17 protein-coding genes are annotated in these 25,146 nt (G+C 57.1%); 15 read left to right on the top strand and 2 right to left on the bottom strand.

The window, feature by feature from the left end; translation table 11 throughout:
* Positions 1–89 precede the first annotated feature (89 nt).
* Complete coding sequence (locus tag I3J27_RS34165; RefSeq protein WP_270163252.1) at positions 90–482, top strand: hypothetical protein; 393 nt, start codon at positions 90–92, stop codon at positions 480–482.
* 352 nt (positions 483–834) lie between these two features.
* Here I3J27_RS34165 and I3J27_RS34160 read toward each other — a convergent pair whose 3' ends face one another.
* Entirely contained in the window at positions 835–2,499 is a 1,665-nt protein-coding gene (locus I3J27_RS34160; RefSeq protein ID WP_270163251.1) for an MFS transporter, read from the bottom strand.
* 1,526 nt (positions 2,500–4,025) lie between these two features.
* Positions 4,026–4,502 (bottom strand): Lrp/AsnC family transcriptional regulator, encoded by a 477-nt coding sequence (locus I3J27_RS34155; RefSeq protein WP_085348642.1) that lies wholly within the window; start codon positions 4,500–4,502, stop codon positions 4,026–4,028.
* A 185-nt stretch (positions 4,503–4,687) separates the two neighbouring features.
* Between I3J27_RS34155 and I3J27_RS34150 the strand changes: the two genes are divergently transcribed.
* From I3J27_RS34150 to I3J27_RS34085, 14 genes are all read left to right on the top strand, one after another.
* Positions 4,688–6,166, top strand: a complete 1,479-nt coding sequence (locus I3J27_RS34150; protein ID WP_270163250.1) for an NAD-dependent succinate-semialdehyde dehydrogenase — start codon at positions 4,688–4,690, stop codon at positions 6,164–6,166.
* A 10-nt stretch (positions 6,167–6,176) separates the two neighbouring features.
* Entirely contained in the window at positions 6,177–7,562 is a 1,386-nt protein-coding gene (locus I3J27_RS34145; RefSeq protein WP_270163249.1) for an aminotransferase, read from the top strand.
* 454 nt (positions 7,563–8,016) lie between these two features.
* On the top strand, positions 8,017–9,117 hold the full coding sequence (locus tag I3J27_RS34140) for an alpha/beta hydrolase family protein (protein WP_270163248.1): 1,101 nt from the start codon (positions 8,017–8,019) through the stop codon (positions 9,115–9,117).
* A 532-nt stretch (positions 9,118–9,649) separates the two neighbouring features.
* Entirely contained in the window at positions 9,650–10,789 is a 1,140-nt protein-coding gene (locus I3J27_RS34135) for an ABC transporter substrate-binding protein (protein ID WP_270163247.1), read from the top strand.
* Positions 10,774–12,546 carry an ABC transporter permease subunit gene (locus I3J27_RS34130; RefSeq protein ID WP_270163246.1) on the top strand — a complete coding sequence of 591 codons (1,773 nt, stop codon included), beginning with the start codon at positions 10,774–10,776 and terminating at the stop codon, positions 12,544–12,546. The genes I3J27_RS34135 and I3J27_RS34130 overlap by 16 nt, the downstream gene beginning before the upstream one ends.
* Positions 12,547–12,594: 48 nt before the next feature.
* Positions 12,595–13,683 (top strand): ABC transporter ATP-binding protein, encoded by a 1,089-nt coding sequence (locus I3J27_RS34125; RefSeq protein WP_270163245.1) that lies wholly within the window; start codon positions 12,595–12,597, stop codon positions 13,681–13,683.
* Between the two features lie 125 nt (positions 13,684–13,808).
* On the top strand, positions 13,809–14,771 hold the full coding sequence (locus I3J27_RS34120; RefSeq protein WP_270163244.1) for a D-2-hydroxyacid dehydrogenase: 963 nt from the start codon (positions 13,809–13,811) through the stop codon (positions 14,769–14,771).
* A gap of 404 nt (positions 14,772–15,175) precedes the next feature.
* Positions 15,176–16,603: an FAD-binding oxidoreductase gene (locus tag I3J27_RS34115; RefSeq protein WP_270163243.1), complete on the top strand. Its 1,428-nt coding sequence runs from the start codon at positions 15,176–15,178 to the stop codon at positions 16,601–16,603.
* Positions 16,604–17,262: 659 nt separating this feature from the next.
* On the top strand, positions 17,263–18,468 hold the full coding sequence (locus tag I3J27_RS34110; protein WP_270163242.1) for a M20 aminoacylase family protein: 1,206 nt from the start codon (positions 17,263–17,265) through the stop codon (positions 18,466–18,468).
* Between the two features lie 693 nt (positions 18,469–19,161).
* Complete coding sequence (locus I3J27_RS34105; RefSeq protein WP_306417041.1) at positions 19,162–19,776, top strand: aspartate/glutamate racemase family protein; 615 nt, start codon at positions 19,162–19,164, stop codon at positions 19,774–19,776.
* A 229-nt stretch (positions 19,777–20,005) separates the two neighbouring features.
* Positions 20,006–21,187 carry a M20 metallopeptidase family protein gene (locus I3J27_RS34100; RefSeq protein WP_270163240.1) on the top strand — a complete coding sequence of 394 codons (1,182 nt, stop codon included), beginning with the start codon at positions 20,006–20,008 and terminating at the stop codon, positions 21,185–21,187.
* Between the two features lie 1,150 nt (positions 21,188–22,337).
* Entirely contained in the window at positions 22,338–23,390 is a 1,053-nt protein-coding gene (locus I3J27_RS34095) for an extracellular solute-binding protein (RefSeq protein ID WP_270163239.1), read from the top strand.
* A gap of 84 nt (positions 23,391–23,474) precedes the next feature.
* Complete coding sequence (locus I3J27_RS34090; protein WP_270163238.1) at positions 23,475–24,356, top strand: ABC transporter permease; 882 nt, start codon at positions 23,475–23,477, stop codon at positions 24,354–24,356.
* A complete protein-coding gene (locus I3J27_RS34085; protein WP_270163237.1) occupies positions 24,346–25,146 on the top strand; it encodes an ABC transporter permease in 801 nt (266 codons plus the stop codon). Before I3J27_RS34090 ends, I3J27_RS34085 begins: the two co-directional genes overlap by 11 nt.

Here is a 25,146-nt window from a genome sequence, read left to right as displayed (position 1 = left end):
AGGCGAGCCGCCTCTGCGCTCCCCAGTCGTGATGACCCGCGCGAACAAGCGGGCTTTCACGTCCAATTGAACACAGGGGACTCGGTCAGTTGCCAATTCCCGATGTGGTCTCAATCTTTGACAGTCTCGAGAAACTGGCGCTCCAATTCAGCTTTTTGACGGTGCAAGGACACCGTGGACCGCATCCGGGCAAAGCGGGTGTTTATGAATCCCCACTAGAAACGGAGGCGGTCGGTTGCGGGGTCCTGGTGCAGGCCAAGATGACCGCCAACCGGCGCAACATCGATGAGGCGTTTGATGCCTATCGGCTACTGTCGCTGATTGGCGTCGACTCCTTCGGAGTCAAGCCGATGTTCGCCTCAGGTGTACTCCTCGGCAATGGGGACGTGTTCTTGGGTTCATCTGAGGAGATTAGAGAACGGCAGAGAGTGCTGATCGGGCTCCGCAGCCGAGATCAGCACGCCCCGACCTGTCACCGCTGATTTCGTGGATATGTTTGCAGTGGCGGCCAAATTTCAAATGCTGAATGCGACCTGATTTGGTGGGCCACTTCTTCGGGAGTGGTGCATTTTTGGTCCTCCGTTAGATCGGGGCATTGTGAGATCATGGCAAAGGGAATCGAGGCATTCTCTCTGAGGAAATCGGTCGCCATCCGCGACGCATTCGTAGTATCGGAACGACTTCGCATGTTTTTCAATAGCCTTATCGCCTCCCTCCACCGGCAGTACTATGGCTGAAAAAAGCTGGAGTGCACCAACTGACTGGCTAGAGCGCCGCCGATCCTTTCTCTCGGAAATCTCCCTCTCGGCGGCGGCGCCTTCGCGCTGCCCGTGCTTACTTGCTGCGCAACTCGTGGTCCGCAGCACGATCGGGCGCGTCTTCCTTCCAGCGTACGGATCCAAACGGGCGCTCGAGCATGCGCCGGACACGCACAGGCTCCGGTCCAATGTGGAAGGCCGATGCTTGCCGATCCAGCGCGCGCTCCAATTGCGTCGCGCGGTTGCGCTGGCGCAAATAGTCGAGCCACGTTGGACAGTGATAACGCTCTGTCCACAGTTTCGGGTCCGCAATGTCCCGGGCAATCGACCAACCATAGGCTCCGTTCCGCTGGCGGAAGAGTTGCACGTCCTGCATCAAATTATGGAATGCGCGTGCGTTCTCCTGGGCGACTCGATATTCGATCTCTACGACAAGCGGACCGCTGCGTCCGGTGAGTGCCAGTTGCACTTCGGGATCCTCAAGCATCTCAGGTTCTTCGCCCCGCCCGCTGATGCGTGGCATGGGCAGCCAAAACCCGAGCAGCGGGGAGGCAATCAGCAAGACGGCGGCCAATAGGAGCGCAACATTTACTCCGGCGACGTCAGTCACATGGCCCCAGGCCCAGCTTCCGACAGCGATCCCGCCGGAACTGGCCGCCTGGTAGGCCGCAAGCGCTCGCCCCGTCACCCAGCGTGGCGCCGACAGTTGCACACCAATGCTGAAAAGTACCCACGCCATCATCCATACCGCCCCAGCCAGGACCAGCGCGACGGCGGTCAGAAGTGGCTCGCGACTCATCGCTACCGCCACAAGAGCACCGCCCATCGAAAGGGCGCAGGCCCGAATCGCAGCCTCCCCCGTCATGCGCTTGCGTACCTCTGTGATGTTGAGCGCGCCTATCACCGCGCCCAGACCAAAGGCGCTGAGAATGATGCCGTAGGTTTCGGCGCCTCCGTGCAGGAGATCGCGGGCGACTAGCGGCATCAGCGCAATGATTGCGCCCCCGAACACGCCCATGGCCATGGCGCGAGCCAACACAATCCTAATCGATGGCGCATTCATGATGTAGCGAACGCCCGAAACAATAGCGCGATGGAGGCTTTCGGGCGGCAAACGCGATGGCTCAGCGGCGCGCTTCCACGAAAACAGAGCGAGCATCAATGGCAGATACAACAGAGCGTTAATTGCGAACGCAGCCACTACGCCAGCGGCTGCGACGACGATCCCACCGAGCGCCGGCCCTACGCTTCGCGCGAGGTTGTAGCTGATGCCGTTTAACGCTACCGCCGCGGGCAGAGCTTCAGAGGGCACTTGCTCGCTCACGGAGGACTGCCAGGCGGGGTCCAATAGCGCCACACCGCTACCCACCAGAAAGCACAGTACCAGCAAGAGATTTGGTGTAACCAGATCGAGCCAGGCGAGCGTTGTCAACGCGGTCGCGCCTGTCAACGAGATACCAAGCGAAAACAGGATAATCCTGCGCCGGTCGTACATGTCGGCAATCGCTCCGGCCGGCATCGAGATCAGCATAACCGGCAGCATCAGCGCGGTCTGCACAAGTGCCACCATGTCCGCCGACGATGTCATCTGCGTCATCGCCCAAGCTGCACCGACTCCGCGGATCAAGGCGCCAAGATTGGACAGCAAGCTTGCCAGCCAGATACGACGGAAGGTGGCATGTCGGAATGGCGCGGTGATACCGTCAGCGTTGAACGTCTGCGGCTTGGGCATGTCCGTCATATCGTTTTTGCCTTACCTCCCAAGTGTCCAGGCCAAGATGAATCGCCATCTTCTGGCGTTGGCAGCCTGTGGAGTTCGAACGCGTCTGCCCCGCGCACAGTCCAGATCGTCGATGCTGGTATTTCGTAATGTGCCCGGAAATTGGCTATTCCTAGCTCGTGCGCGAACCGCCGCTTCTCGGACCAGCGACCAACGAGCGGCGATGCGCCGCGCCTCACTAACTTGATAAAGGTAAATGCGTTGCCCAGTCGATCGGACGCGAGGGCTCGAATTAAATGAATAGAATTCGCCGCTGTGAAATCTGACATAACTCGCTCAGTGGCGATAATTCAGCGACTAAAACCGGTCACGTACTGCGTCAACATTGAATGATAATCAGACGAGGTGGAATTCATCAGCCAACCCTCAGGTGAACCTCTTGAGACCGGCGTTACCGCACATCGGCTCGTCTCGTCAGAAAGGAACATTCGCACGATCGAGCAATAGAATGTTCGTTGTCGCAACGCTCTTTCGACGAATGCTCGGATAGACGTCGTTTAACGCCTCAAGTATGGACAGCACCGCAGAGTAACGAGATGAAGCGCCGATTTTGCGCGTTATCTGCGAGTGAGCGATGAAAAACCGCGCGAACGCAGATTTGGAGAGTGAGCACGGGATCACTGTTCGGCCGGCGCCTCTCCTTGGGACCACAAAGGCGATCTCCAACCGTTCCATCGGTCATCCTCTTGACCTCAGGAGGTCGGCATCTGGATTGGAGTGGAGCGCCCGATATCGTATCCGGAAACGTGTCCCTGTGTTCGGCCGTGCCGTGGTGGAACCGAGCGGAGCGGCCCACGAATAAGGGATCGAGTGTCATAGCCCAGGCCGTACCAACACTTGGGACCAATATTCCAGGGTTGGACAATATGCCTACCAGCCACATGCGCTAGAACGTGGAATAGCGCAGCGGCGATTGTCGATGCTGAGTTCTCCGACCTGGACGGCTTGGTCATATCGATCCCGCATTGCCTGCGACGATCGAATCGTCGTTCAGCCCGACGGTTATCGAAGCTTGATCTCTGGCGATTTGGAAGGTGCAGCCAGCCCGTTCCGTCTAGTGCATTTTAGATGCGAGGCCCTAACCCTCGAGGAGGCGAGTTGCGCTTCGCCAGCGGAACATGTTAGCCGCACAAGGTTAGCGGCCTTGTCTGCGGTCTAAAGCCGAAGGACTAACGCAGGCACACTTTACGCTCGGATGACGTGCAATAGATCGACCATCTAAGCGGACTTCATTGCCGTCAGGTGCGATATGTCCCACTCAGCCAGAGACTCGGTGCGATACTGCTGCCCAGCCGGGAGTACGGCGTGACTCTGTCGTATCGTCGAGCAGTCCGCAAAGCGGCTCGGTGATTTAACTGTTTCTTGGAGCTCCAAACAACGTCATGAAAGAGAACTGGAGTGAGAATGCGGATCTGTCGATGCGAGTGAACTAAGAAAATGAGCGCAAATGCGGATGATCGCGTCGAGAGGTGGCAGAGCCTGTCCTGTCACTCCTCGTCGGGAATTTCGACTGGAATCGCAAAACCCGACTTGACGCGGTCTATCACCACCATTGTCTTGAACCCCTTGATATCCGAGTTCTCATAGAAGAAGCGGCGGGTGAACTGCTCGTAGTCTTCCATCGTGCGCGCAGTGACGTATAGGACAAAGTCCGCGTCGCCTGTAATGTAGAAACCATTGACGACTTCAGCTGAACCTTTGATGGCCTTTTTGAACTTGTCGATGATGTCCGAACGCTCGCGTTCCAGAGTCACCATGACCAGCATCTGTATGGGCCTTCCCACCGCTTTCGCCGAAACGATCGATACATCGGCCTCGATGATGCCTTCCGAACGAAGTCTCTTCAGTCGTCGTTGACACGCTGTTGCAGAAAGGCCGGCCATTTCGCCGATCACCTCGGAAGTCAGGCGATTGTTCTTTTGGACGATCTCAAGGATGCGGGCGTCCGTTCGGTCGTATTGCATATCGCGGCTCCGGATGAATTTCGTCATAGAATGCCGCGGTGGTGCAGGAAACACAACGAGCCGCGGCAAAATGCGACGCAAATCGGTTGGCAACATTAGTATCCTGAATGCTTGGTGGATTTCAACAAGCGACCGCGCGGGACTTTCAAATGCCCTTTCAAACTGCCCGAACCAAAAGTCCGGATATGGTCGGGATCGCTGCAACACACCTTCGGGCGCTGCGCCGTCGTGATTTTATTGCCGGGGCCGCGTTCATCGATGGTCGCTGGATTGCGAGTAGCCAAAGAGACGTAGTGGTGGATCCGGCTACGGGGGAAGAAATTGCGGACGTGGCTCGCTGCAGTGCCGCGGACGTGACGCTCGCAATAGAGGCGGCTGAGCGAGCCTTTCCCGCTTGGCGAGGCTTATTGCCGACAAGGCGCGGAGCTATTCTCAGGGGGTGGGCATCATTGATGCGCGACCATTCCGAAGACCTTGCCATCTTGGTGACGAGCGAACAGGGCAAGCCGCTGGCAGAAGCGCGGTACGAGATTGAATACGGTGCCGCTTTTGTCGAGTGGTTCGCCGCGGAAGGGGAGCGAGCATACGGAGAGACGATTCCCAGCCATAAGGTTGATAGTTTACTTCAGGTGCGGATGCAGCCAATCGGCGTCGCGGCAGCCGTAACTCCATGGAATTTCCCCATCGCAATGATCACACGAAAGGCAGGAGCGGCTCTTGCGGCAGGCTGCCCGATCATTGTGAAGCCGGCGCCGGAGACGCCGCTCTCTGCTCTTGCTCTGGCCAGGTTGGCTGAGGAGGCCGGCGTTCCCGCCGGCGTGTTTCAGACACTCGTGGGTGACCCCATCGACCTATCAGCGCCCCTGTTGCGCGACACCAGAATACGAGCTCTCTCGTTCACGGGATCGACCCAGGTTGGCCGCCTGCTTCTGGGGGGCTCGGCCCAGACCGTAAAGAAGGTCTCGCTCGAACTGGGAGGACATGCTCCCTTCCTGATCTTTGATGACGTCGACCTTGATAAGGCTGTCAAAGGCGTGATGGCCGCAAAGTTTGCTACCTCGGGTCAGGATTGTCTCGCAGCGAATCGCATTTACGTACAAAGGGGTATCCACGATACTTTCGTTGAAGCGTTTAGCGCAGCAATGGCTAAGCTCAAGGTCGGCCACGGCTTGAATCCTGCTACGGATATCGGGCCAATGACGAAACTATCCGTGGCCGACAAGTGCAGAGCGCAAATCGTCGACGCGGTCGAAAGGGGTGCGCGAGTCATCACCGCGAAGAAAGATGAAAGCCTGGGCGCGAACTTCGTTATTCCGACTCTGCTCAGTCAAGTCACCGACGACATGCTCATCGCGCATGAAGAAACATTTGGGCCTGTAGCTGCGGTACTTCCATTCGACTCTGAAGAAGAGGTCGTCACTCGAGCCAACTCGAGCGAAATGGGGTTGGCCGGGTACGTGTACACGGACAACCTACGTCGAGCGCTCCGGCTTTCTGAGAGAATCGAGTGTGGCATGCTCGGTATCAATACCGCCTCCTTTACGGGGCCGCCTATTCCGTTCGGTGGATGGAAGCAATCAGGACTGGGACGCGAAGGCTCTCGGCACGGTTTATCGGAATACATGGAACTGAAGTACGTGTGCTTCGGCGACTTGGCGGCTTAGGAGAAAATGAATGACTGATATAAAGACTATCGCTGAACAAGATCGCTTGACCGTTCTCCATCCTTTCACCCAACTCAAGGACTTCGCAACCGGTAAGATTGGCGATCCTACAATCGTCACTGGAGGAAAAGGCATCCGCATCGAAGATGCGCAGGGGCACAGCTATATCGATGGCTTTGCGGGACTCTACTGCGTAAACATCGGATACGGCCGGACCGAAGTGGCTGAAGCCATTGCACGGCAGGCTTACCAATTGGCCTACTACCACACATATGCGGCGCATACGACCGAGGAGCTCGCCACTTTGTCGCACCGTCTTGTGCGGATGGCCCCCGGTAAGCCAAGCAAGGTATTCTACGGACTGTCCGGATCGGATGCGAACGAAACGCAGGCGAAGCTTGTCTGGTACTACAACAATCTTCGTGGCCAACCAAAGAAGAAAAAGATCATCTCACGCGAGCGGGGCTATCACGGTTGCTCGGTCATTTCCGGCTCAATGACTGGCATGTCGTTTTACCACGATCATATGGATCTTCCCTTTCCTGGTATTCTGCACACAGGCGCGCCCCACCACTACTGGGGAGCCGAGCCGGGCGAGACGGAAGAGTCGTTTTCTCGTCGGCGGGCGGCGGAGCTTGAAGAGCTAATCGTTAAGGAGGGGCCAGAAACGATCGGGGCGTTTATTGCCGAGCCAGTGCTTGGTACAGGCGGGATCACGCCCCCGCCTGTCGGCTACTGGCGCGAAATTCAGGCCGTGCTGAGGCGCTATGACGTTCTTCTGATCGCAGATGAGGTCATTTGCGGATTCGGTCGAACCGGCGCTGATTTCGGCAGCACGCTTTACGAGATGGAGCCGGATCTGGTCACGGTCGCGAAAGGCCTAACATCCGGCTACGTTCCGCTCTCGGCTGCCATTGTTGGCGAGAAGGTATATGCCGTGATGGAGGAGGCGGCGGATCGGGTGGGAGCATTTTCTCATGGCTACACTTATTCCGGCCATCCGATCGCGGCAGCTGCTGCCAATGCGGTCCTCGATATTGTCGAGCGGGAGCGTCTCAGCGACCGCGCCAAGACTGTCGGCGCGCATTTCCAAAAGCGGCTCAAGGAAAAATTTGCACAGCTGGAGATTGTCGGCGAAGTCCGAGGTGTGGGCTTGCTCGGCGCGATCGAGTTTGTCGCCGATCGTCAGACGAAGCGCCGATTTGATCCAGAACTCAAGGTGGGAGCGCGGATTTCTAAGGCCGCTCGCGATCGGGGGCTCATTGCACGAGCTATGCCGCACGGAGACATCCTTGGATTTGCTCCTCCACTTGTCGTATCCGAAGCTGAAATCGATGAGATTGTTGATCTGGCTTACAAGGCTACCAAGCAAGTGATGGATGAGCTCGCAAAGTAAGCCGGCGCGCAACTAGAAAACGTGCTCCTATGTGGCGCCCCGAAGGTCTGTTTGCTCTTAGACAGGCCGGTCGGTCCCGCGCCCACATAGCGATGCGCGATAGACGGTCATATTGCCTTGGCGTGGGAACTCACGCGGTTCTCGTTTGCGACACGAAGTGTGTCCCGCTCGCCACCGCACTTCTGTTAGCTCTTAGCTCAAACGGTGTCTCGCGCAAAAGAGCCCTACGAAAAAATGCAAGTTCTCGCCATCGGGCGCAGTATTTCAAATTTGCAACGGGCGACATTGAGGAACTTCGACTTTAGTCGTCCCGTAATATTTTCGAAAAATTGGGATGAGCAAAGCCGCCTCTGTGCCGATACAGTCGTTGTGGCTCCAGTCTCTCCATCTGGGAATGAATTAGCTGACGAACCTCGCGCGAATGTGGGGGGCAGCGCCGAGGGGGACCAATTGCATGGAGTACGCTGCTTGCAGTCATAAAGGGGGCGGCCTCTCGTCAGTAAGGCGACGCGCCGCAGCGTTTCTAGACAATTTAACGGGAGAAGAAAACCCGGGAACTATAGCTCGCCAGAACTCGATCACCAAGTGGACAAACATCGGCGATGAACAATGTCTCGTCGGTGATTTTAAGGCAAGGAAAGGCGACAGCAACGAGGCGGCCGAGGCGCGACTATGTGCGCTAACTGCTTTTGAAGTGGCTAGGCGACTGCTTGATGAGAACGATCCTCAATGCGAGGAAGTGGCAGCCAGGATTGAAGCTGGAATCCAATGCCTTGAAGTGGCCCCGGCAAACATAGAGCGAGTAAAGATTGCAAGCTGCGATTGCACCGAACTTCTAGCCTATTATGTTCCTGCGGGTAATCATGATCTGCCGACCCCCGCAGTCATTTGCATCAGCATGGAAGACGAATCAGAAGCCACTCTGCTTGCAAGGCTTCTGCCCGCGGCAACTAATCGTGACATGTCGCTCCTCGTCGTATCTCACCGGGATGTCTCAAATCCCGCGCGAGGTCTTTCGCAGGCTTTGTTGTCGTCCTGCTTAGACTACCTCTCTGCTCGGCCCGACGTCGACGCCGCTCGGATCGGCGTCTATGGAGAAGGAATGTCCGCTGCTCTGGCTACCGACTTCGCCGCCTCTGACCGCCGTCTTGCTGCGGCGGTTTGCGATGGTGGCCTTTGGCATTGGACCCGCATGCGAGCGTCTGTCGTCTGGATGTCTAGAATTGCAGACGAACCGGAGGATGGAATGGTCTCGGCACATCGCTCACAATTGATGCGACGCTTGAGATGCCCAGTTCTCGTGGTCACGGGCGGGCGGGGCGTTGTTAGTGTGTCGGAGGCGATGAAGCTGCAGACCGAGTGTATTGAGGAGCGCATAGATCTGGATCTGGCCATGCCACGGATGATCAAAAGCTCTGGCGGATCCATCGAAAATTTCGTGACTTCCGACGATTGCATCCTCGGTTGGTTGAAGCAGAAGCTCGCGTTCAATGCAGCTCCGTCATCACAACAAACAGATCTGCCGGATATAAATGCGCAGGTTCTTGGTCCCTGATCGGCAGCGTCCGAGCGATCCGTTGTGTTGGGGCCCCTCGGTATGCATTGTGCGTCCGAAATCATTTAGTTCGCTATGTGCCCCGCTGGGCATTCTTTTCGACCGAGCTTGGCCGCCCAGGAAATACTTAATTCAGTCCGCACACGCAGCGGATTGCGTCACAGGGGGCATAATTGCGCATGAAAACATCGCGTGGAGCGGGATTATTGCAGAATCTGTGCGCGTCCGCGCGTCGATTCGCAGATTTTCATACCAAAACTTCCGTATGCTCAATAGAACTTTGGCATATGCTTGCATGGAGCGGCGGATATGAGGTGGGCATCAAGGACGCGGCAAATGCAGCGCTTTGCGCGCCTTCCAGAACCCGATACCGCGCTCATTTGCGAAGTGCGCGCCGGCATCCCATTCGCTTCGGGGGGTGGGCAAGCAAGCGCTCTCGTAGCCTACTTTGACCGAAGGCAGAGGTTCGCTCCCGAAGGCGGATCTGTTCCCTCGTAGCGCATTCCCAGAACGTAACTAGGAAGGGGAAGCTATGAGCCACTTATTCAAACATCAACCGTCCGGCTTTAGCCGACGGAGCATGCTTCGTGCTGCCGCCGCCGCAATGGCTATTCCCGCACTCGCGCGATCGACGGTTGCCTTTGCGCAGGACAAGCTCGCCGGTAGTGGCCAAGTCATCGCGTTCTCGTGGGGCGGTCTGTTTACCAAAGGCATTCGAAGATATGTCTATGAGCCCTTTACCGAAGCAACCGGGATCAAAGTGGTCGACGTCGTTGCCGATGTTGCCGAGCCTCAGGTCAAGGCGATGAACCAGGCCGGACGTGTCGATTGGGATACGGCCTTCATACAGGCATCGACCCTTCCATCGATGGACGAAGCTGGCATGTTTCTCCCGATCAATTATAGCCTTTGGGACGCTGAAGCCATAAAGGGGACACAGCAATCAGTTCGTCTCAAAAGCTCAGTCCCGGTGATCGCATCTGCCATGACGCTGGCCTACGATAAGCGGGCGTTTGGAAACAATGGCCCAAAAAACTGGAGCGACTTCTGGAACGTCAAGGCCTTTCCTGGCCCCCGCGGCCTCACTCAGTTGCCAGCAAATGCAAAAAACAACATCGTGTTCGCGTTGCTCGCCGATGGGATGCCGCGATCTGATATTTGGCCGCTGACCGACGACAAGATCGATAGAGCCCTTAAGAAGTTCGACGAAATCAGGCCGCACATCAGCAAATGGTGGAGTGCGGGCAGCGAAGCGCCTCAATTGCTTCTCAACCGCGAGATCGCAATGTCCAGTTGCTTCGACGGCCGTGCGATCAGCGCAATTCGTCAAGGCGCCCCCATTCAGATGATTTGGGATGGGGCGTACGTGAACTACACGTTTTGGACAGTTCTGAAAGGTGGCCCGAACAGTGAGAACGCGCAGAAGCTGATTGCATTCGTAAATCGAGCTGCAGTCGCTGCCGACTTCACGATAGGAACAGGGTATCCTGGCCCGAACATAAATCAGCTCGACCATTTGCCCTCTGATCAGGTTCCGTTGCTCAGCATCAATCCTGAAAATTCCTCCAAAGTGTTGCATGAGGATTCTGCTTGGCTTGCGGCCAAGCGTCCCGACGGCAAAACCAATCTTGAGCACATCGGAGATCGGTGGCTGGCATGGCGCGTACAGTGATCCTCCCGACAGGCAAGGTCACGCCAGAGTCCTCGGCGACTGCGCACTCGGCCGGGCCCACGCCATGGGCTTGGCTCCTGCTGCCGGGCGGCATCTTCCTTGCGCTGCTCTTTCTCGTGCCGCTCGCCGGGCTCCTGATGCTTTCGCTCGGAATGCCCAACTGGACCCTCGCGCGCTTTGTACGAATCGGTGGGGATCCGGTTTACCTGGCCGTATTGCGCACCACGTTACAGATAAGCCTATCCGTCACCGCGCTGGCCTTGGTGCTTGGCTACCCGATCGCATACTCGTTGACCACGAGCAGATCATCGAGCCTACGCACATTCCTTCTCATCGCGGTTGTGTTGCCGTACTTCACCAGCGTTTTGGTTCGGACTTTCGCGTGGATCGTTCTCTTGGGGCGCGGCGGGATTGTCAACGATCTCCTGCTCAAGTTCGGTCTAATCTCCCAACCAATTTCAATGCTCTACAACCGCGCAAGCGTGATCATTGGTATGACCCAAATAGTCATGCCGCTGATGATCCTTCCTATGTACACTGTCATGTCGAGCATTGACCAAAAGCTGCTGCGCGCCGCCAGATCGAACGGTGCGAGCCCGATCGCTGCTTTCCTCACGGTTTTCCTGCCGCTCAGCTTACCGGGCGTGATGGCCGCAGTACTGCTCGTGTTTGTCAACTGCCTTGGCTTTTACATCACGCCGGCACTGCTCGGTAGCTTGTCTGATTTCACGATCACGATGCAAATCTATAGCGAGGTGGTTGATCATCTTAATTGGGGCTCCGGATCCGCGCTATCAATCGTACTTCTCGTCTCGGTGCTGGCGACACTGTGGGTCGGATCCCGCTTCTTTCCAGTCAATCAGCTTTTAGGATTGTCCGACGACAAAGACGGTCAGGTTACCGTTGCCAATCCCCGCATGCGAAAGCAGTGGCTGATGCATATTGGCTCCGCGGCTAATGTTCTCGACCGCTGGCTGCCCTCTCTGGGAGGCTGTGGTGTATCCATCGTTTCGACCCTACTAGGAGCGCTTCTTCTGTTACCGATACTGGTCGTGGTATATCTCTCGTTCAGCTCGTCCGCCTTTTTTGAGTTCCCCGCGCCAGGTTATTCGCTCCACAATTATCAAGCGTTTATCTCCGATGCTGGATGGATAAATGCAACATTTACAAGCATACGCGTCGCGCTGATGGCGACCTCCATGGCAATTGTCCTCGGGGCGACACTTGCTTTCGGTCTTGCGCGCGGCCGCATACCGGGTCGCGGAGTAATGGTCACTCTCGTGCTTTCCCCTATCATTTTGCCGACCATCGTGGTGGCGATTGCCACCTATTTCCTGCTCGCTCGGGTAGGACTTCAGGGCACCGAGTTCGGACTGGCTCTTGGCGAAGCAGTCTACTCGATTCCCTACGTGGTGGTCCTTATTGTCGCTAATCTTCGTGACCTCAACCCTGCCTACGAGCGGGCGGCTCGTAGCCTTGGCGCAGGACCCGCGGCCACATTCCGCACGATCATCATTCCACTGACAACGCCAGCCTTCATCGTGGCTGCATTCTTTGCTTTTCTACACTCTTTCGACGATGTCGTGTACGTGCTGTTCCTGGGCATCGGAGTGATTACCACTTTGCCTATGCTTATGTGGCAAAGCATCTCGCAGGGCGTCGATCCCACCATTTCGGCGGTGGCCACGCTGCAGGTATTATTGGCCGCGACTGTCATCATCGTCAGCGCCCTGCTACGACGCAAAAAGAGCGTCTGAGGCTAAGAGAGCACGTCAACAGCGAACAGAGCACAAATTGGAGCCCAAATGCTGATGAGAGCCGGGTCGACCAGCACTGATGTGAAGACCGGAGGCATTGTGCTGCGTAGCCTGCACAAACGGTACGGTCGCGCAACAGCTGTTGATAGTGTCAGCCTTTCGATATCGCCTGGAGAGTTCATCTCGTTGCTGGGCCCGAGCGGATCGGGAAAGACGACAACTCTGATGATGATCGCCGGTTTCGAGACGCCGGACAGCGGTCAGATTTTGTTGGATGACAAGGATATCACGCGACTGCCGCCCCACCGTCGCGAACTCGGCGTGATCTTCCAGAACTACGCTCTCTTCCCCCATATGACGGTCGCCGAGAATATCGCATATCCGCTTCGTATGCGACGTATGCCCAAGGCGGAGATCGAGACCCGCGTGCACCGCGTGCTTGACCAGGTGCACCTAAGTGCCTTGGCCTCGCGATACCCACACCAAATGTCCGGCGGTCAACAGCAGAGAGTGGCGATTGCCAGAGCAATGGTTTTCGAGCCACCCGTCCTGCTTCTCGACGAACCCCTCGGTGCGCTGGATAGAAAGCTGCGCCAGCATCTCAGGAATGAGATCAAGACCTTGCATAAGGAAGTCGGCAAGACGATGATTTACGTCACTCATGATCAGGATGAGGCGCTCGCCATGTCCGATCGGATCGCGGTAATGCATGAGGGGCGGATAAGGCAAGTTTCCGCACCGCAGGATATCTATCGCAGACCAGCTGATTTATTTGTGGCCAGTTTTGTGGGTGAGGTGAATCTCATCCCCGTCAAGCTCAAGTCCGGCGTCCTTCGCGGTCCTGGCGGTGAGAACTTGGCTGCCGCGCAGCGGCCTGATGCGGATACGGATGCGACGCTTTGTGTACGACCTGAACATTTGCGCCTCGACAAAGCCGTTGGGAGTGCAAGCGGAGTGCAGGGGCGCATCGTCGACATGACGTTCGTTGGTGATGCGACCATCGTCGAGTTCCGCACTGACTATGGGTTGCAACTGACGTCGAAAGTTCTCAACGTTTCGGCTGAAGCACTGCCCCGCATCGGCGATGCGTGTGCCGCCTCCTGGACCGCGAGCGACGCAAGCGTTCTGAAGGAGTAGCTTGTCGATATCGCTTTGCGACGTTGACGAAAAGTGCGTGGCGCCGGCCTAAACACGCCGACTACTGCGTGTCGCTTGGCAATAACTGCGCATCAGCCCCCAATCGTCGAGTTTCGGAGATCAATATGGCCGACACAGGTCCAGCACTTACCATCCTGCTCAACCATCCTGCCGCGGAAACCTACGCACGACTGATAGGAGAGCGTTTCCCGCAGGTTCGCGCAATCAACGCTCCCGATCCCGAACGGCTGGAGCGGCATATCGGTGAAGCAGATGCACTGCTTGCGTCTCGCTTCCCTGTCGAGTTGTTCGACAAGGCGAAGAAATTGCGCTGGTTTCAATGCACTAATGCCGGTGTCGATTCTATGTTGCCGATCCGCGATAGGGCAGGTCATATCACGGTCACCAATGCGCGCGGAATTCACGGTGAGATCATCACGGACTTCGTCATGGCCGGCGTAACGATGCTGCATTGGGATTTCCGGAGGTTCTTGCAAGAGCAGGCCGAGCGAAAGTGGAACCCGCGGTATGTGGCGCCGCTGGCCGATAAGACGCTCGGAGTGGTCGGACTGGGCTCCATTGGAGCGACCATTGCACGCCGCGCCAAGAGTGCTGGGATGACGGTCGTAGGCTCGAAACGAGATATTTCCGTACCAGTTGAGGGTGTCGACCATCTGTTCGCTTCCGACGCGCTCGCAGAGTTACTTCCGCTATGCGACTTTGTGGTTCTGGCTGTGCCGGCGACCGCAGACACGATTGGTCTCATCGGCGCAGCGGAGCTCGCGCGCATGCGGCGTGATGCCTTTTTGATTAATATCGCGCGGGGTAACGTCGTGGTGGAGGCAGAACTGATCCAAGCCCTGCAGACGCGAGCAATCGCCGGAGCGATGCTCGACGTCTTCGAGCAGGAACCGCTGTCCCAGGACAGCCCGCTATGGGACATGCCTAACGTGATTGCGACACCTCACGTGGCGGGAAGTCCAACGAACTATACGGAGCGGGTGTTCTCCATCTTTGGCGACAACATCGGCCACTTCCTGAAGAACGAGCCGATGAGGAACGCCGTGGACATGGGGCGCGGCTATTGAGGGACGCTGGATGCCGAGAAGCGGCCTAATGCGACTATTACTGTGCCGTTCGGGCGGTCGCTGAATTTGTGCGCGATTTCACCGGCTGTGTGCGGGTTTTTCGACAAGCGTCCGCTGATGGCGCTAAGCCGGCTCGTCCCCAACATTGAGGCGACGGGGAGTGCCGCGCGGCCGGCGTGGGCGGAAAAGCGCTTAAGCGGAAAGAGGCTAGAACCAAAGGCTTCTAACCTCCGTCGCCCCTCCCAGGTTAGAATTTCCTTGTGCTCTACTTCATCGGTGCAGTGGCACAGGCGGACAACTTGCCGGCCGAATCCATTCCCACTCATTCGTCAAACGCCGCATTTCGGCAATTTGCGCTGTTGCCGACACCTGTACGTGTCGGTGCCGCTTCGAAGGAAACAGTCGTGACTATCAGCAGGTCTCCCGCAGCGCCGCTTTTGCCAGAGTTGATCAAGAAATTCCGCGCCATCGTCGGCGCCAAGTACGCGCTGACCGATCCGGCCGACATCGAGCCTTACCTTACCGAGGAGCGCAATCTGTTCCACGGCCGCTCGCCCCTGGTGCTGCGGCCGGGCTCGACCGCGGAGGTCGCCGCGATCTGCGAGCTCGCCTCTGAGCATCGCATCGCGCTGGTGCCGCAGGGCGGCAACACCGGCCTCGTCGGCGGCCAGACGCCGCACATTGGCGAGGTGGTCGTGTCGCTGCGCCGGCTGGACAAGATCCGCGAGGTCGACACCGCCTCGAACACCATGACCTGCGAGGCCGGCGTTGTGCTGCAAGTCGCGCAGCAGAAGGCAGCCGAGGTTGACCGGTTGTTTCCGCTCTCTTTGGGGGCTGAAGGAAGTTGCACCATCGGTGGCAATCTCTCGACCAATGCCGGCGGCACCGCCGCACTCGCCTATGGCGTCGCGCGAGAGATGGCGCTGGGGCTCGAGGTGGTTCTGGCCGACGGGCGCGTGTTCAACGTGCTGTCGAAGCTGAAGAAGGACAACACCGGCTACAATTTGCATAATCTCTTCATCGGCGCCGAGGGCACCCTTGGTATCATCACGGCAGCGACCTTGAAACTGTTTCCAAAGCCGCGGGCGATGGAGACCGCGTTCGTCGGGCTGAAGTCGCCGGCGGAAGCGCTAAAGCTGCTGACGATCGCGCAAGGCGAGGCCGGGGGCACGCTGACGAGCTTCGAGATACTGAGCGAGATCGCGGTCGATTTCTCGATAAGCCACGGCATCGACGTTCGCGATCCCCTTCAAGAGAAGCATCCCTGGTACGTGCTGCTGGAACTGTCCTCGCCGCGCGACGATGCGCGCGCCACGCTGGAAGCGATCCTCACCCGCGCGATGGAGGAGGAGATCATCGACGACGCCGTGATCGCCGCGAACCTCACCCAGCGCGCGGGCTTCTGGAAGCTGCGCGACGAGATATCGTCGGCGCAGAAGCCGGAGGGCGGCTCGATCAAGCACGACATCTCCGTGCCAGTTGCCGCGGTGCCGGCCTTCATCGCGGAGGCTGACGCTGAAGTGATCAAGCTAATCCCGGGCGCACGGCCGGTGCCATTCGGCCATCTCGGCGACGGCAACCTGCATTATAATGTCAGCCAGCCAGTCGGCGCTGACGCCGCCGACTTCCTCGCCCGCTGGCACGACATCAATGCGGTCGTGTTCGAGATCGTGCTGCGGATGGGCGGCTCGATCTCGGCCGAGCACGGCATCGGCGCGCTCAAACGCGCTGAATTGCCTGACGTGAAAGACAAGACTGCGATCGAACTGATGCGGCAGGTCAAGGCGATGCTTGACCCGCTCGGCATCATGAACCCCGGAAAAGTGCTGTGAACGATCCCGTCTCGTCTCTATCGTTCGACTGCGGACAGCGACGTCGAACTGGTGTGGTGACGCCATGGTCGCGGATCGTAAAGCGACAACGACAACTCCCGATCCAAGGCGAGAAGAATCAGCAGGTGATAGAAATCCCGAGTCACCGCGGACGATGACGTAACAGCGGCGCGTTTGCTGTTCTGAGCTCAATTTACCTCGGGTATAGTGATCGCCTCACTACAACAAAACCCTAAGAGGCATGAGGAATTGAGCTGCTGAATTAGGTGGTACGCACCGTATGGCGGATTTCCTTCGCCGCGTTGGCGATTGCATCCATTCGCATGAGCGGACCCAGTCTTGCTTGGTAATGCGGCTTCATATTTGCCGATACTTGGTGTGGAGCGATCATCCGATCGGCTGATCAGACACAGATGGGCGTGAATCCGCTGAAGAAGTGCGCCTTGAGGCTGGATTAGAGCGTCAGCATGCGTTTTATCGCATGAATCAGTCTTCTAGCGCCACTACATTTAGCCACGACTTCTCTACCGTACACGTAAACACAGCTGTTTCTCAGCCGAATTCGGCGCGTGTCGCGTCCGCTGCTCGAAATTGACCATCATAGCGGAAACAACGCCTGCCCGGACGATAAGCGAAGACCTCTTCCACCGGAGCCTACAATGCAAACCATACCAGAGATAAAGGCTGCGGAAGGGGAAACGAGGGCATTGCGACGCTGGTTCCATGCTCATCCGGAGCTCGCTTTCGAGGAGACAGAAACCTCGGATCTCATTGCCAAGACATTGAGAGGATATGGCATCGAGGTGCACCGCGGACTCGGTCGCACGGGTGTGGTTGGAGTGTTACGGGCCGGTGACGGAAAACGCTCGATCGGACTGCGTGCGGATATGGATGCCCTGCCTATGCAAGAACTCAACACATTCGCGCACCGATCGCAGTATCCGGGAAAAATGCATGCTTGCGGTCATGACGGGCACATGGCGATGTTGCTGGGCGCCGCCCGCCATTTGGCACGTACGCGAGATATCGATGGCACAATCGTGTTCATCTTCTCTCCGGCAGAGGAAAATGGGTCGGGCGCGAAGGTGATGGTGGATGAGGGCGTCTTCAGGCAATTTCCGGTCGACGCAGTATTCGGTTTGCATAATTGGCCAGGCCTACCCGTGAACAGCTTCGGCCTTAGGCCAGGTCCGATTTTAGCGGGATGCACCAACTTTGACATTCGGATCATTGGTGTCGGCGCACACGCCGCCTTTCCGCATGACGGAAAGGACCCCATCTTGACGGGTTCACAGATCGTCGCGGCGCTCCAGGGCATCATCACCCGCAACAAGAATCCGATGGATACGGCGGTACTGTCTGTCACTCAGTTCAATGGGGGCGAGGCCAGAAACATAGTTCCAGATACAGCTACGCTTGCCGGCACCATAAGAGCATTCAACGAGAAGACCTTGGACCTAATTGAGTCCAGGATGCATACGATCGTCCAAAATATTGCCGCGGCGCAGGAATGCAGGGCCGAGCTAGTGATCAAGCGCTATCCACCCACGGTGAACACGTCGGCCGAAACACGCTTTGCGGCGGAAGTGATGAAATCGATCGTTGACGACGAAGCGAAGGTAGACGCAGACGTTGTACCGACAATGGGTTCCGAGGATTTCGCGTATATGCTACAGGCGCGCCCCGGCGCCTTCGCATTTTTGGGAGCTGGAGATGGGGAGCACCGCGAGCAGGGCCACGGGCCGGGCCCCTGCGCTCTTCACAATACCAGTTACGATTTCAATGACGAAATACTCGCGCTGGGATCCACATACTGGGTGGAATTGTCGCGGCGCTGGTTGAGAGGACGACCAGCCCGGTTGTAGATGCGGACCTTGTCGCGCTGCGAACAAGGTGAACGCGGAGCGCGAGCCGGCGAATTCGCAAGAAAGATAAAATAGCTGAGGCGGGCTCGAATTGTGTTCGCGATCGATCACATGAAAGCTGACCACAGATGCAAGATAGCCTGCCGCGGTCCTGTTTATAGGACAAGGGTACTCGGAACGGGAGGCCATTGTTTTATGTCAATTTGGATCGATTTCGCCGCCTTGCAAGTGCAGTTCGCGGCCAAACTGAACTCGGCCGAGAAGCAAGGCTTGGTGGCGATGCTTTCTGCTGGTGGCTACTACCAATCCATCCACCGGGCGTGTGCATCTCCGAGCTATTCGAAATGGACTGGGTGATGAGAGAACCGTGGTGAGGAGCGAGCGCCCACCTAAAAATGTGACATGGTCTGAATGCGGCCTAATCGTCCAAATCGAACTGGCCACCTCGGCACGAACGAAATTAAATTCGCTCAAGGTTCGAGTGAGACGCGTTGCCCCAAATCGCAGGGAAGGATCGCGTTTGCCGCATTTTCGCAGAATTTCGGCTGCGGGAGGGGCTCAGATTTGAATTTGGGTTCAGAACCGAGGTAGGTTTAATCCATGACTTTAGAAACTCCACACGCCTTGGGAATTCTTAAACTCGAGCGAGGGGTCCCACTCGGCGCGACGCCGCCGACTCCGCCGCGTGGCTCGATGCTGAATCCAGCTAGCTTCGACTTTCCCGTGGTTTATGAAACAGTCGAGGGTGCTTGGGTCGAGAACGTCGTGCGCGGTGATCCAGCGCTCGAGTCGGCTTTCATAGCTGCCGCACGGCGTTTGGTTGAGCGGGGAGCGGTCGCGATAAGCTCGACTTGCGGCTTCTCTATCCGTCATCAGGCAGCAGTGGCGGCCTCCGTGAATGTGCCTGTGGGAATGTCTAGCCTGCTGTTGCTGCCGGCTTTGCTCCGGCAGTTGCCGCCGCTGGCCAAGCTTGCTGTTCTAACCTACGACTCCAACTTCTGCGGCGAAGACCTGCTCGGACTCGACGACCCGAACGAGCGGGCGAGAGTTGTGATTGGTGGCATTGAAGGCGGCAAGTTTTGGCATGACGAGCTAAAGCGTCCGGCGCCCCCAACCGATGTGGCTGCCGTCGAGGCAGATGTAGCCAGTTGCCTTGCGCGACTTCGAGATGCACACCCGCAGATCGCAGTCATTCTATTCGAATGTGCTGCATTCCCGATCGTTGCTCCAGCAATTCGTCGTATCGCGAGGCTGCCGGTCTACGACATCGTGGGGCTCTGCCGGCAGATGATGGCGTCTGTTCCTTGAGGCGTAGCTGGCTAAAAGAGTTTCTATGGTCGACATCCCGGAACGAGGTGCATCATGCCTAACGGCTGGTTCGCCGGCTTTGCAGTGTGAAATTATACGCTAAGCCCACGAAATTGGTCGAAACATGCGTGATTGAGCCAAAACTGGTCGATTTCCTTCGTCACGACAGGCTAGGTTTTTCCTCCGTGAATTTACGGGCCCGAAGGCGCGAATAAGAGAGCAGAGCGAAATGATAGCGCGCACCAACAGCTTTTTATCGGATTCCGAGCGCGATGCAGTGATCGAACTACGGCATGCGATGCATCGTGAGCCCGAACTCTCGAATGCCGAATGGAAAACGCAGGAGCGGATTCGCAACGTGCTCCAGCAATTTGGTCTCAACCAGACCAATACCTTCCACAAGACCGGCCTGTATATCGATATTGAAGGTACGGCCTCCGGCCCAAAACGCTCCATCGCAGTACGCGGCGATATCGACGCACTGCCGATCCAGGAGACACGCGACGACCTCTCCTATCAGTCACAGGTCAAGGGTGTTATGCATGCCTGCGGCCATGACATGCACGGCTCGATCGCGCTCGGCGCTGCACTCGCCTTCCATCGAATGCGCAACAACTTCGCGGGTAAGGTGCGCGTCTTCTTCCAGCCAGCCGAGGAGGCCGAGCCGCTCGGGGGGCGCAGTGTGCAGGACGAGAAACTCCTGGACGGCTTCGACCATGCCGTCGGATTCCACGTCGCTCCGGAGATTCCCACTGGCAAGTTTGGTGCGCGCGAGGGCGCAGTAACTAAGTCCGCCGACCAGTTCAGACTTACCATCACGGGTAAGATGGCCCATGGCGCGGCGCCCCATAAGGGCGTCGACGCGATCGCGATCGCCGCCGCCTTCGTCAACGAGGTGCAGAAGGTGGTCTCGCGCGAAATGCCAGCCGATGACGGGGCAGTCGTCACAATCGGTACCATTCACGGAGGGGAGGCGACCAACATCATTTGCCCTTCCGTGGTTATGGAGGGGACGATCAGAACTCGCAGCCCAGAACGTAGGGGGCAGCTGTGCCAGCGTGTGCGGGAGGTGGCCGAAGGCGCCGCCGTGATGCACCGTGGGCAAGCCGATTGCATCATCCGCTCGGGTGAGCCCCCTGTCGTCAACGATGCCGAGTTGGTGAGGCGCTTCCGCCAACTCGTTGAGGACACGGTCGGCCCCGACGGCTTCAATGCCAGCAAGGAGGTAACGGGTAGCGACGATTTCGGCTTCTACGCGGCATGTGTGCCCTCGATCTATTTCTGGTTCGGTAGTCGCGCGGCCGCCAACGAATCGCCCGTGCATACGCCGACTTTCGGAGCTTCGGATGAGCTCATCATTCCGGCGACGGAACTTGCCGTCAAATACATCCTCGATTTGCTGAACACCTGAGATCGGTCGCACCGAACGCCGAGGCAAAACGCCTCGCTACTCATATGTGAGCTGTGATCCGTTCAGCACCTATATAGTCTCGGGTGGATCCAGTTGGTCGGTTTTGAGATTGCGAGCAACCTCGAGCCGACGTGCATGGGGGATTCTGTCGAGCAACTGTCGAATATCGGTGTCAAACTTCAGACATTCTTCAACAATCGAGACCTGTTGGTTCGACCGCTCGGCAACACAATCTACGTGATGCCGCCATACTGCGTTACAGAGTCGGACCTTGATGCTATTCCGGCATTCTGGTTGCGGTCGGTGAGTTGACCTGAACGTGGTCGCGGCATGCCTAATCGACCATAGCGTGGCGTCGCTGCATCGATCGCGTGATCATTGCGCGATTTGCCCAGTCTGTATCACCTTTCCTCTTTTGAGCTGCCGTGCAGGGCTTCCGTCGGAAGTGTCGATTTTCTATCACTGCTGGGTTGCTCCAACGATCGCGCGAAAGCGCCACGTTCTGCCTTCACGCGCAGATTTTCTGCTGCGAGAAGCCCATCATTGGTGAAATACCGATCGAGAACTTCATAATCTTCAGGCAAGGAATCGGAAGCGCGTGTCGAATGCTAGGGGATGATACGTTGCAAGGGCGCCGAAATTTGCAGTGCAGCGATCTCGCCCGCCGTTCAGCGACGCGAGTTCTTGACTGCTTTCACCTAGAGCCGTTCCTCAAGTCTGATACTTGCCAGCCATCTGTGGCGAGGAAAAGTGCTGATGGGGGAAGATCCATCAGCAGGATCGGTCCAGCTGTCGCCACATGAGAATTGCCTCCCCAACCTATGCACTTATGTCGTCGCCTCGCCGTGCGGCGAGGAATCGGATTGCCGATCCAAGCGCCTGGCTGAGGACGGCGAGAGAGCATTGCGCTTGGTTGCGTTCTCAAGTGCGTTTTCACGAGCCCGGTGTCCGTATGTCGTCGTAACTGATTGGCGACGCCTCCGGGTGGCGCCTATGAGAGCGACGCCTCGCTGAGCCGCCGCTCGACAACTGGATGGCTGTCTAGATTGCAGGCTTGCAATGCATGCTGTAGATCTACCTTAAGCTTCACTTTATGGGCTGGCAACCAGAATAGTCGTCGTCTTCACATGAAGCGGGAGAGGTAGATAAAATGAAAAGACGAACATTCCTGAAAGCCGCAGCAACGGCTGCAGCCGGCGCGCTAGCTGCGCCCTACGTCCATGCGCAGTCAAAGAAATTTTCCGGCATCACATTGCGCGTAAACGGCTATGGCGGCCTTTACGACGAGGCCCTCAAAAAGGGCGTGGCCGCGCCGCTTGAGGAGAAGTACGGGCTCAAGATTCAGTTCATCCCCGGTACGACATCAGCGGACTTTGTCAAACTGATCGCCAATAAAGACAATCCACCTTACGACCTGTTCATGGGTGATAGCCCAAACATGGTCGAGCTCACCAAGGCAGGCATGATCGAGGAGATCAAGGCGTCGCAGGTTCCGAACGTCAAACGGATCCTCCCAGGATTTCGCGAATTTGGCGATTATGGAGTGCCATTCAGCGTCGCCTCCGTTATCCCAGTCTACAATTCAAAGTACATCAAGCAGCCGATTACCTCGTATTCGGATATTGCGCGAACTGATCTGGCAGGGCGGGCGGTTATTATGGCTTCCGCCACATACGGCAGCCTTCTCACCCTTCTCGGCTTGGCCGACGAAAACGGAGGCTCGATCTCAAACGTGGAGCCCGCGTTCAAAGTGATGAGCGCCGCGAAGCCGAATATTGTTGCACTCGCGCAGACAAATGTCGCCGAGATACAGATGTTTCAAAACGAAGAGGTGTTTGCTGGCATATTCTGGGATGGTCGCGCTCACGAACTAAGGACCAAGGGCCTTCCTATTGTGACCGTTGTCCCGCCTAAGGGCGTCTACTCGGTCATTAGCTACATCAACGTCGTCAAGGGCATTAAATATCCAGAAGCCGCATACGCGTATGCTGAGCAGTTGCTCTCCGATCAGGGCGTCCTCGGTGTACCTCAGGCGCTCCGGTACGGAGTAACAACTGACGTCATTTTGCCAGAGGAGCTTCGCAATGACCTCTTGTTCAACTCGCCGGAGCGTATTGCCCTGAAAAAGAAGGTCGATTGGGAAAAACTTATAGCGAACCGCAGTGCGTGGATCGAAGAGTTGAACAAGATAATTCGAACGTAGCTGGTTGCTATCGCTGTGATGAGCGGCGGATCCGGCAACGCGCAGCGTCATGACTGAGTCGCTACCAATCGCGAAGGATCTGGTATGGAAGAGCCTCTTGCCAACCGCAGGGTCGTAACCATTGCGCTTCTGTTGGCGCCAATGATCTTGCTTCTCGTGATATTCTTGATCATGCCCACCCTTGGATTGCTGAGGGCGAGCTTTCTACCTGGCAGTCACCTTCTTGATGGAGGCGGCTTTAGCCTGAACCAATACATCCGGTTCTTTTCGGATTCCTATTATTCTTCAGTGCTGTTCGAGACCTTTGTCGACGGGATCATTGTCAGCTTGATTTGCTTGGGAATTGGATTCCCAACCGGTTACTCGCTAGCGCGGCTCCCGCCTCTCGCAAGACGGTGGCGCACCATCATCGTGATTATGCCGCTGACACTCAGTCTTGTGGTCATTGTATTTGGCTGGTTGATCATTCTTGGACGCAATGGAGTAGTCAATTCACTCCTTGTAAGTTTAGGCGTTTCTTCGTCGCCGAAACAACTTCTCTTTAGTCGGCCAGCGGTGTTAACTGTCCTGGTGCAGCAGTTCCTTCCATTCATGATTCTATCGGTCATGGGTGTGGTCGCTCAAATTGATCCAGTACTTGAACACGCGGCTGCAAATCTTCGTGCAAATCGGTTCGCCACCTTTCGCAAAGTTGTCATTCCGCTCGCGATTCCGGGGATACTTGCCGGCTTCAACCTCGTATTCGTGCTCTCGATCTCGGCGTTTATCACTCCCCGTCTCATCGGCGGAAGTCGCGTCGCCATGCTCGGTAGCCTGATCTATGAGCGCATCATGGCCGAACTGAATTGGCCCTCCGGCGCGGCAATGGCATTCATCCTGTTCGTGAGCGGTCTCGGTGTTACAGCGGCGCTGAATGCCCTCGCTGCGTCGCGTCTCATTTCGAAAGGGCGGCGCTATGCACGTTGATCTTATTGACCGTGCAATGGCCGCGTCGGGCGCGGTCATCCGCGCAATCGTGTACGTGATGCTTGCGCTACCAGCGCTTCTGGTGATTGTTTCGTCGTTCACCAGCGGGGACACGTTGAATTTTCCGCCCGCAGGCTTTTCCGTGCGCTGGTATCGAGAGGCGTGGCAGAACGAACTGTTCATGACTGCGCTCTGGACGAGTACTTACGTTGCCGTGCTCGTTGCCGCGATGGCGCTAGCGATAGGCTTCACTGCCGCATTTGCAGTAGATCGTTTCTCATTCCCGGGCAAGGGGTTCCTGCAAGCACTCGCCTTCTCGCCACTGATAATTCCAGCGGTTGTTCTCGGGATCGGGCTGTTGCAACTCTTCGCCGCGCTGAACCTTACCCAAACGATCTATCCCTTGCTCTTGGGTCATCTGGTACTTGCCATCCCATACGTGATGCGCACCATTCTAGCGAGCCTTAGCTTGCACAATCGAGTGATCGAGGAAGCGGCGATGAATCTGCGTGCCCCGCCTTTGAAAGTCATTCGGCGCATCACCCTGCCTCTCATGCTGCCTGGTCTTTTGTCCGCTGCGATCTTCGCCTTTGTTACATCTTTCGGAAACGTTACGGTTTCCGCGTTTTTGACTTACGGGGGCAAGGTCACGTTACCAGTACAGATATTCACTTATGTCGACACTAGCTATGACCCGCTGGTTGCCGCCGTATCGAGCTTAATGATCCTGGTAACGTTGGTCGTCATCCTAATGGTCGAGCGTTTGATCGGCGCGGAACGGTTCGCGTAA

The organism is Bradyrhizobium xenonodulans (assembly GCF_027594865.1).
Lineage (GTDB): Bacteria > Pseudomonadota > Alphaproteobacteria > Rhizobiales > Xanthobacteraceae > Bradyrhizobium > Bradyrhizobium xenonodulans.
Note: the sequence above shows the minus strand (reverse complement) of the source record. Positions and strands in the feature narration are given on the sequence as shown.